The 9,365-nt window shown below is 68.1% G+C and carries 6 protein-coding genes and 1 pseudogene; 4 read left to right on the forward strand and 3 right to left on the reverse strand.

The window, feature by feature from the left end:
• The first annotated feature begins 59 nt into the window (after window positions 1-59).
• Window positions 60-2,318, forward strand: a complete 2,259-nt coding sequence (locus DIE21_RS26365) for a glycoside hydrolase family 3 C-terminal domain-containing protein (protein ID WP_124500448.1) — start codon at window positions 60-62, stop codon at window positions 2,316-2,318.
• Window positions 2,319-2,389: 71 nt separating this feature from the next.
• On the opposite strand, the gene DIE21_RS26370 is transcribed toward DIE21_RS26365, so the two are convergent.
• Window positions 2,390-3,565, reverse strand: a complete 1,176-nt coding sequence (locus DIE21_RS26370) for a GNAT family N-acetyltransferase (protein WP_124500449.1) — start codon at window positions 3,563-3,565, stop codon at window positions 2,390-2,392.
• A 109-nt stretch (window positions 3,566-3,674) separates the two neighbouring features.
• Between DIE21_RS26370 and DIE21_RS26375 the strand changes: the two genes are divergently transcribed.
• Window positions 3,675-5,381, forward strand: coding sequence for an NAD+ synthase (locus tag DIE21_RS26375; protein ID WP_124500450.1), 1,707 nt, complete (start codon window positions 3,675-3,677; stop codon window positions 5,379-5,381).
• Window positions 5,382-5,464: 83 nt separating this feature from the next.
• On the forward strand, window positions 5,465-5,803 hold the full coding sequence (locus tag DIE21_RS26380) for a P-II family nitrogen regulator (protein ID WP_006398637.1): 339 nt from the start codon (window positions 5,465-5,467) through the stop codon (window positions 5,801-5,803).
• Window positions 5,804-5,970: 167 nt separating this feature from the next.
• Here DIE21_RS26380 and DIE21_RS26385 read toward each other — a convergent pair whose 3' ends face one another.
• Complete coding sequence (locus DIE21_RS26385; RefSeq protein ID WP_124500451.1) at window positions 5,971-7,056, reverse strand: porin; 1,086 nt, start codon at window positions 7,054-7,056, stop codon at window positions 5,971-5,973.
• 577 nt (window positions 7,057-7,633) lie between these two features.
• Window positions 7,634-8,558, reverse strand: a pseudogene (locus DIE21_RS26390) (LysR family transcriptional regulator).
• A gap of 139 nt (window positions 8,559-8,697) precedes the next feature.
• Between DIE21_RS26390 and DIE21_RS26395 the strand changes: the two are divergent.
• On the forward strand, window positions 8,698-9,195 hold the full coding sequence (locus tag DIE21_RS26395) for a GNAT family N-acetyltransferase (RefSeq protein ID WP_124500452.1): 498 nt from the start codon (window positions 8,698-8,700) through the stop codon (window positions 9,193-9,195).
• Window positions 9,196-9,365: the final 170 nt, after the last annotated feature.

Consider the following 9,365-nt stretch of genomic DNA (forward strand, 5'->3'; position numbering starts at 1 on the left):
TTATAGACTCGGACGCTGGAGTGTGGCGACAAGTACAACAGATCGACTCAGGAGGATCAATGAAAACTTCGCTGTTCCGGTGTTCGACGATTGCGTCCGCGTGCGCGCTCACGGTGCTGCTCGCCTCGTGCGGCGGCGACGACATCCATGCGGGGCCGGCCGCGCCGGTCGACCTCGATGCCGCGGCCGACCAGCGCGCGGCCGCGCTCGTCGCGCAACTGACGACCGACGAGAAACTGCAGCTCGTGCACGGCACCGGCATGCCCGCGCTCGACCTGGGCGGCCCGTTTCCGGCCGACGCGCTGAACGGCGCGAGCTACATCCCGGGCGTGCCGCGGCTCGGCATTCCGGCCGTCAGCAGCGCCGATTCGGCCGGCGGCGTGAACGTGAAGAACGCGCGCGTGACCGCGCTGCCCGCGCCGATCGCGCTCGCGGCGACGTGGGATCCGGCGCTCGCGGGCACCTACGGCACGCGCATCGCGCTCGAATTGCGCGCGCTCGGCTTCGCGGAAGGGCTCGGCGGCGGCGTGAACCTCGCGCGCGAGCCGCGCAACGGCCGCACGTTCGAATACATGGGCGAGGATCCGGTGCTGGCCGGCACGCTGAGCGCCGCGCGCACGCAGGGCACGCAGGCGCGGAAGGTGATCGCGACGATCAAGCATTTCGCATTCAACGACCAGGAAACCAACCGGATGACGATCGATTCGGTCGTCGACGAGCGGACCATGCGCGAGGCCGAACTGCTCGCGTTCGAGATCGGCGTGAAGGACGGCCAGCCGGGCAACGTGATGTGCTCGTACAACCAGCTGAACGGCGTGTATGGGTGCGAGAACCCGTACCTGCTGACGACGGTGCTGAAGAACGAATGGGGCTTCAAGGGCGTCGTGCAGTCGGACTGGGGCGCGACGCACTCGACGGTCGCGGCCGTGCAGGCGGGGCTCGACGAGGAACAGCCGGGCGCGGCCGACGACGGCAACGCGCCGCTCGGCTCGTACTTCAATACGAAGCTGCGCGCGGCGCTGCAGGCCGGCAGCGTGTCGGTCGCACGGCTGAACGACATGGTGCAGCGCAAGCTGCGCACGTTGATCCGCATCGGCGTGATGGATGCGCCGCCGAAGCCGGGCGGCGCGATCGACGAAGCCGCCGGCAACGCCGACGCGCTCGCGATCGCGCGGCAATCGGCGGTGCTGCTGAAGAACGCGGCCGCGCCGGGCGATGCGCAGCCCGTGCTGCCGCTCGCGGCCGGTGCGCTCAAGTCGGTCGTCGTGATCGGCGGGCACGCGGACGCGGGCGTGCTGTCGGGCGGCGGCTCGGGCGCGGTGCCGGCGATCGACGGCAATGCGGTGACGACCTGCCGGCAGCCGGCCGACATGCTGTTCGGCGGCTGCGCGACCTGGTACAAGTCCGCGCCGCTCGCGGCGATCCGCGCGAAGGCGCCGAACGCGTCGGTCAGCTATGTCGACGGGACGGACGCGACGGCCGCCGCGTCCGCGGCCGCGCAGGCCGATGTCGCGATCGTGTTCGCGACGCAGTGGCAGACGGAAGGGCTCGACCTCGCGAGCCTGTCGCTGCCCGACGCGAAGGCCGATCCGTACAACCAGCAATACGACCAGAACGCGCTGATCGCGGCAGTGGCGGCGAAGGCGAAGCGCGTGATCGTCGTGCTCGAGAACGGCAGTCCGGTGCTGATGCCGTGGCTCGCGAACGTGCACGGCGTGCTCGACGCATGGTATCCGGGCGTGCAGGGCGGCCAGGCGATCGCCGACCTGCTGTTCGGCGATGCGAATCCGTCGGGCCGGCTGCCGCTGACGTTCCCGAGGCAGGAGGCCGACCTGCCGCAGCCGGCGATCGATCCGTCGAACGCGCAGACCGTCTATGCGGAAGGGCTCGCGTACGGCTATCGCTGGTTCGACGCGAAGGCGATCGAGCCGCTGTTCCCGTTCGGCCATGGGTTGTCCTACACGACGTATGCGCTGTCGGCGATGACCGCGCGGGCCGACGCATCGGGCAACGTGACGGTCGGCGTGACGGTGACGAATACGGGCGCGCGGGCCGGCACGCAAACGGTGCAGATCTACGCGGCGCTGCCCGCCTCGCTCGGCGAGCCGCCGAAGCGGCTCGTCGGCTGGACGAAGGTCGCGCTGCAGCCGGGCGAGGCGCGCACGGTCAGCATCGCGGTGCCCGCGCAGCGCTTCGCGGTCTGGGATGCGGATGCGCACGCATGGCGGATCGGTGCAGGCAGCTACGGGCTGTCGGCGGCCGCGTCGTCGCGCGACCCGCAGGCGTTGTCGCGGACGGTGACGCTCGCCGCTCACTGAAGCGGACGACCGGATGGCACGCGGCGGGGCGTTCGACCGTCGCCGCGTGCCGGTGCGCCGGCGGGCCGGTGTTATCCGGCGCGCCGGAACGGATCGTGCTCGCGCAACTCGTCGACGTACGTGTGAATATGCTCGGTCTCGCGTTCGAGAAAGTGCGCGACCGCATCGGAAAACGCCGGATGCGCGAGCCAGTGCGCGGAATGCGTGACGGTCGGCAGGAAGCCGCGCGCGAGCTTGTGCTCGCCCTGCGCACCACCCTCGAACGTGTCGAGCCCGGCCTCGATGCAGAATTCGAGCAGCTGGTAGTAGGCCGTTTCGAAATGCAGGCAGGGCACGTGCTCGAGCGCGCCCCAGTAGCGGCCGTACAGCGTGCCGCCGCCGTTCGCGCCGCGCCGGTACACGGCGAGCGAGCTCGCGATCGGCTGCCCGTCGGCTTCCGCGATCACGAGCAGCAGGTTCTCCGGCATCGTCGCGCCGATCGCGCGGAAGAAGTCGAGATTCAGGTATGGGCTCGAATAGTGCTCGCGATAGGTCTGCCGGTAGCAGCGCGAGAAGAAGCGCCAGTCGGCATCGGTGATCCGGTCGCCGGTGAGCCGCCGGAACGTGATGCCGGCATCGCGCACCTTGCGCCGTTCCGCGCGAATGTTCTTGCGCTTCTTCTGCTCGAGCGTGCCGAGGAAGTCGTCGAAGTCGCGGTAGCCGTCGTTGAGCCAGTGGAACTGCACGCCTTCGCGCAGCATCATCCCCATCGATTCGAGCAGCCGCGCTTCGTCGCCGGTCGGGAACAGCACGTGCAGCGACGACACGTCGCTCTGCTCGGCGAACGCGAGCAGCGTCGCGGCGAGCTGGCGGCGCGCGGCGTCGTCGGCCGCGAGCAGGCGCGTGCCCTGCACGGGCGTGAACGGCACCGCGCACAGCAGCTTCGGGTAATAGGACAGGCCGTTGCGCTGGTACGCGTCGGCCCATGCCCAGTCGAACACGTATTCGCCGTACGAATGCTGCTTCGCATAGACGGGCGCGGCGGCCGCCAGACGGCCCGTGCGCGCATCGCTCAGCGTGACGAAGTGCGGCGACCAGCCGGTATCGTCGACCGCGCAGCGCGCGACCTGCAGCGCGTCGAGGAATTCGTGGCGCAGGAACGGCGTCGGCTGCGCGTCGCGCTCGAGCAGCGCGTTCCATTCGTCGGCCGGCACCTCCGCGGGGGACGACAGGATGCCCGTGCGATAATCGATGCGTTCGTGTTTCAAGCGTGAATCCGTATTGTTGGATGCCGCCGGATGCGTGCCGCCGTGGCCCGCGTCCGGGACGATTTCGTCAGCCGTTCAGGGCGCGCCGCCGGGCTGCGCCGATCCCGTCATGAAGACCCGACTCGCTCTCGCCCAGATCAACGTCACCGTCGGCGATTTCGCCGGCAACGTCGCGCGCCTCGTCGCGGCCGCCCGCGCCGCGCACAACGATGGTGCGCAGTTGATGATCGCCCCCGAACTCGCGCTGTCCGGCTATCCGCCGGAAGACCTGCTGCTGCGGCCCGCGTTCTACACGGCGGCGGCCGCCGCGCTCGCCGCGCTCGCCGATGCGCTGCGCGCGTTCGACGGGCTCGCGGTGCTGGTCGGCCATCCGCTGCGCAGCGCGGGCGGCGATGCGCACGCGCCAGCCGTCGATGGTAATGCAAACCGCCCGATCGAGCGCGGCGTGCCGCCGACCGACACCTACAACGCGGTGTCGCTGATCGTCGGCGGCGAGATCGTCGGCACCTACCGCAAGCAGGATCTGCCGAACGCCGACGTGTTCGACGAGAAGCGCTATTTCGCGACGGACACCCAACCGCTCGTGTTCGCGCTGAACGGCGTGAAATTCGGCGTGATCATCTGCGAGGACGCATGGCATGCGTCGGCCGCGCAGATCGCGAAGGCCGCCGGCGCGCAGGTGCTGCTGATTCCGAACGGCTCGCCGTACCACATGAACAAGGAAGCGCTGCGCATCGACATCCTGCGCGCGCGAATCCGCGAAACCGGGCTGCCGATGGTGTACGTGAACCTCGTCGGCGGCCAGGACGAGCTCGTGTTCGACGGCGGCTCGTTCGTGCTCGACGCGCAGGGCGCGCTCGTCGCGAAGATGCCGCAGTTCGACGAAGGGCACGCGATCGTCGAATTCGACGGTGCGCGGCCGCTGCCCGGCGCGATCGCGCCCGAATTGCCGACCGACGCGCAGGTCTATCGTGCGCTCGTGACCGGCGTGCGCGACTACATCGGCAAGAACGGTTTTCCCGGCGTGCTGATCGGGCTGTCGGGCGGCGTCGATTCCGCGCTGGTGCTCGCGGTCGCATGCGACGCGCTCGGGCCCGAGCGCGTGCGCGCGGTGATGATGCCGTCGCGCTACACGGCCGGCATCTCGACGACCGATGCGGCGGAGATGGCGCGGCGCGTCGGCGTGCGCTACGACGAGATCGCGATCGCGCCGATGTTCGACGCGTTCCGCGCGGCGCTCGCGGGCGAATTCGCGGGCCGCGCGGAGGACGCGACCGAAGAGAACATCCAGGCGCGCATCCGCGGCACGCTGCTGATGGCGCTGTCGAACAAGTTCGGCTCGATCGTGCTGACGACCGGCAACAAGAGCGAGATGGCGGTCGGCTACTGCACGCTGTACGGCGACATGGCCGGCGGCTTCGCGGTGATCAAGGACATCGCGAAGACGCTGGTCTACCGGCTGTGCCGCTATCGGAACGCGGCCGCCGACTACGAACTGCGTGACGTGATCCCCGAGCGGATCCTGACGCGCGCGCCGTCGGCCGAACTGCGCGAGAACCAGACGGACCAGGACAGCCTGCCGCCGTACGACGTGCTCGACGCGATCATGCGGATGTACATGGAGGAGGACCGGCCGCTCGCGGAGATCGTCGCGGCCGGTTATGCCGAGGCCGACGTCGCGCGCGTGACGCGGCTCATCAAGATCAACGAATACAAGCGCCGCCAGGCGCCGATCGGCATTCGCGTCACGCATCGCGCGTTCGGGCGCGACTGGCGCTACCCGATCACGTCACGCTTTACCGAACGTCTCGACTGAGCCGTGCTGGGCCGTACGCGGCTGGCCGGCTTACAATCGGGATCGCGATTTTGCATCCAAACGAGCATTGAGGGACAACCATCATGAAACGCATCACCGCCATCATCAAGCCGTTCAAGCTGGACGAAGTCCGCGAAGCGCTCGCCGAAGTCGGCCTCACGGGCCTGACCGTGACGGAAGTGAAGGGCTTCGGCCGCCAGAAGGGGCACACGGAACTGTATCGCGGCGCCGAATACGTCGTCGACTTCCTGCCGAAGATGAAGATCGAGGTGGTCGTCGCGGAAGCGCAGGTCGACCAGGTGATCGACGCGGTGATCGGCGCGGCCCGCACGGGCAAGATCGGCGACGGCAAGATCTTCGTGTCGGACGTCGAGCGCGTGATCCGCATCCGCACCGGCGAAGAGAACGAAGCGGCGGTCTGAGCGCCGCAACCGGCCATTCGGCGGACGCGGCAGATTCGGCCGCGGGCCGCACGATTCCCGCCCGCCAATAAAAAACGGTGCGGATACCCGGGTGGGTACCGCACCGATACGCGCCTCTCGCAGCAGCGTGGAAAGTGTTGTCGAATCGTTCTCTGGACGGCGCCTGATCAGAACAGGTGCTGGATGCCGGCGTAGACGCCGGTCTGGCTGCCGCCCGCATGCGGGTTGCCCGTCGACACGGCGGTGCCTGCACCGTTCGCGTTCAGGCCGAAGTTCGCGGTCTTGCTGTTGCGCACCGTCGCGACCTGCACGTCGAACAGCGTGCGCTTCGAGATGTTGTACGAACCGCCGACCGTGTAGATGTTCGCGTTGCCGCCGCCGTGGTTCGCGTTCACGTGATAGACGGCCGCGATCAGCGCTGCTGCCGGCGTTGCCTGCCACGTCACGCCGCCCCAGACCTGCTGGGTGCCGGTGATACCGTTGTTGACGGCCGGGCCGCCGCTGCCGTCCGCGTGCGACGCCTGGTAGGCGGCCTGCAGCTTGAACTGGCCGAGGAACACGTTCGCGCCCGCGAAGTATTCACGCGAGTAGTTGAACACGTCGGAGAAGCGGCCGTTGCTGTCGCGCGTTTCGTCGTAGATGCCGCGCAACTGGAACAGCGAGTTCGTGTACGTGATCTGTGCGCCGGCCGCACGACCCGGCTGGCCGGCCGTCGTGTTGCCGTTGAAGCTGGTGGAGTTCGAGAAGGCGAACTGGCCGTAGAAGTCGAGGCCGTAGAACTGCGGCGACTGGTACGACACGTTGTTGCTGGTCTTGTTCCAGTTGCGGCCGCGCACGAGCGATGCCGACGACCAGCTCGACTGGCCCAGCGGATCGAAGTCCCACACGCCGTTCGCGATCGCGAGTTCGCGGCCGAACAGCAGCGTACCGTAGCGGTCGTTCGTAATGCCGACGGTCGCGAAACGATCCCAGATCGAGCCGCTCGTGCCGAGGCCACCGTTCATCGTGTTGAACGCGCCTTCCAGGTGGAACAGGATCTTGTTGCCGCCGCCGATGTCCTCGCTGCCCTTCAAGCCCCACAGGCTCGTGCCCCAGTCGCCGCTCTCCGCGCGGTAGCGATGGCCGTCCTGCAGGCCGTTCATGTACTCGAGGCCGGCATCCAGGCGACCATACAGCGTGACGCTGCTCTGCGCGTGCGCCGTTACCACTCCAGCAGCCATCAGCGCGGCCGCGACCAAAGCTTTCTTCATCATCTCCTCCATACCCTGTCAAAAAGTCAACCCAGACTGCACGAGATGCCCGGCGCAGCGAGCGCCGGGCAAAAGCGAAAAGCGGGATAACCAGGGAGACCTCGTGCAGGGCCGGTAAGCGTGGCACGCGGGCAAGCGGACGGAACACCGTTGAGCGGTCCCGCGCTGCCGGGTCGGCTTGCGGGTCTCCTTGTTGTGTCGTGAAGCTAAACTACATTTCACGAACTTCGTTTTGCTACTTTGGTTACTAATTTAGCAAAAATACAATTTTGTGGCGATGGAAATCGTTGTTTGACTAACACGTGTCGCCAAATTGCCATGCAACAGAGTACGCAGCAGGTGCCCGAGAAGGAGCCGGCTCCCGGAAAACCCTTCTCCAGCAAGGGAGACATGGATTCGGCGGTCATGGGTCAAGGATTGCCACTATTGACGTCGCCGGGGGCGCCGGCGTAGGCACCGGGGAGACGGAATTAGTCAGCATTTCGTAATGATCGGGCGGCTGTCGCCGTCGCCCGAATGCGCCGGAAACGCCAGCCCGACAAGGGACACCGCACGCCGTGCGGGCCCATGAGCGTGCTGCTCAACCGGGCGCCGGCCGTGCTTCGAGCAACTGCGCGCGAATCCAGCGGTGCGCATCGGTGCGCGCGTGCTTCGCGTGCGAGTAGACCTTCACCGTATAGCGCGGGATCTCGAACGGCGCGGGGAAGATGCGGATCGGCGTCGCGTGGCGCAGTGCCTGCGCGGCGCGGTTCGGCACCGTCATCAGCAACGCCGATTCCGCGATCACGAACGGCGCGGCCAGCACGCTCGGCAGCTGCACGGCGACCTGCCGCGCGAGGCCGAGCCGGTCGAGCACGTAGTCCACGACGCCTCGCGACTCGTTCCAGGGCGTGACGACGACGTGGCGCGCGGCGAGATACTGGTCGAGCGTCAGCCGCCGGCGGATGTCGGGATGCGCGGCGCTCGCGATCACCACGTAGTCGTCCGAGAACCAGTCGAAATCCTCGATGCCCGGCGCGTCGGCGGCCGATTCCTCGTGATAGCCGAGCGCGAAATCGATGCGGCCGGCCGCGAGTTCGTCGATCGAGATCTTTCGGTCGGAATGGACGACGCGGATCCGCAGCCGCGGCGCGACCTGCCCGATGCGCGCGAGCAGCGCCGGCAGCACGGCGAACGCCGTGTAGTCGCTCGCGGCGAACACGAACGTACGGTCGCTTTGCGCGGGATCGAAGCGGCGCGCGCGCGAGCCCCTTCGACATCGTGTCGAGCGCGTCGCCGGCCCAGGTGGCGATGTCGTCGGCGCGCACGGTCGGCTGCATCTCGTTGCCGAGCCGCACGAACAGCGCGTCGCCGATCGCTTCGCGCAGCCGCGAGAGCGCGTGGCTCAGCGCGGACGGGCTCATCGCCAGTTCGTGCGCGGCCGCGGCGACCGACCGGTGGCGGTACAGCGCGTCGAATGCGAGCAGCAGGTTCAGGTCGAGACGGCGCAGGTCGGGATGCATCATGTTCATGTCAGGATGAATAAACTGCACTTCCTGCAGTTGAGCCACGAACGTAGCATGTCGATCCGGGCGACGCTACGCGCATTTGCGCGGGCGGCATCGCATTCCATTTTCAGTTCGGGCCGAAGGAGGGCTCCCTACCGTGCAAATCGACATCCGTTCCGCCACCGTCGCGGACGTGCCGCAGATCCTGCGTTTCATCACCGAGCTGGCCATCTACGAGAAGGCGGAGCATGAAGTGGTCGCGACACCCGCGTCGCTCGAGCGCAGCCTGTTCGGCGAAGGAACGCCCGCGCGCGCGCTGATCTGCGAGGTCGACGGCGAGCCGGCCGGCTTCGCCGTGTATTTCTTCTCGTATTCGACGTGGCTCGGCCGCCAGGGGCTGTATCTCGAGGATCTGTACGTATCGCCGCGCTTTCGCGGCGCGGGCGCCGGGCTGCGGCTGCTGAAGGCGCTCGCGCGCATCGCCGTGGACACCGGCTGCGGGCGGTTCGAATGGAGCGTGCTCGACTGGAACGAGCCGGCGATCCGCTTCTACGAAAGCGTCGGCGCGGCGCCGCAGAGCGAATGGGTGCGCTACCGGCTCGCGGGCGATGCGCTGCGCGCGTTCGCGGACGGCGCGCCGGCGGACGCCGCGTAAAGGCAAAACGGGCGCCGCATGGCGCCCGTTCGTGTGGTGCGCCCAGCATGGGCGCATTCCTGCGGGTGTAAGTCCCGCGATGAGCTGGTCACAGCGAGTGAAGTGAAGCGCAACTGCATGAGGGTGACCGAGTGTGGGGAGGAAGCGTGGAGCGTAAATCGCGAGCCGAT

Source organism: Burkholderia sp. Bp9140 (assembly GCF_003853425.1).
Taxonomy (GTDB): Bacteria; Pseudomonadota; Gammaproteobacteria; order Burkholderiales; family Burkholderiaceae; genus Burkholderia.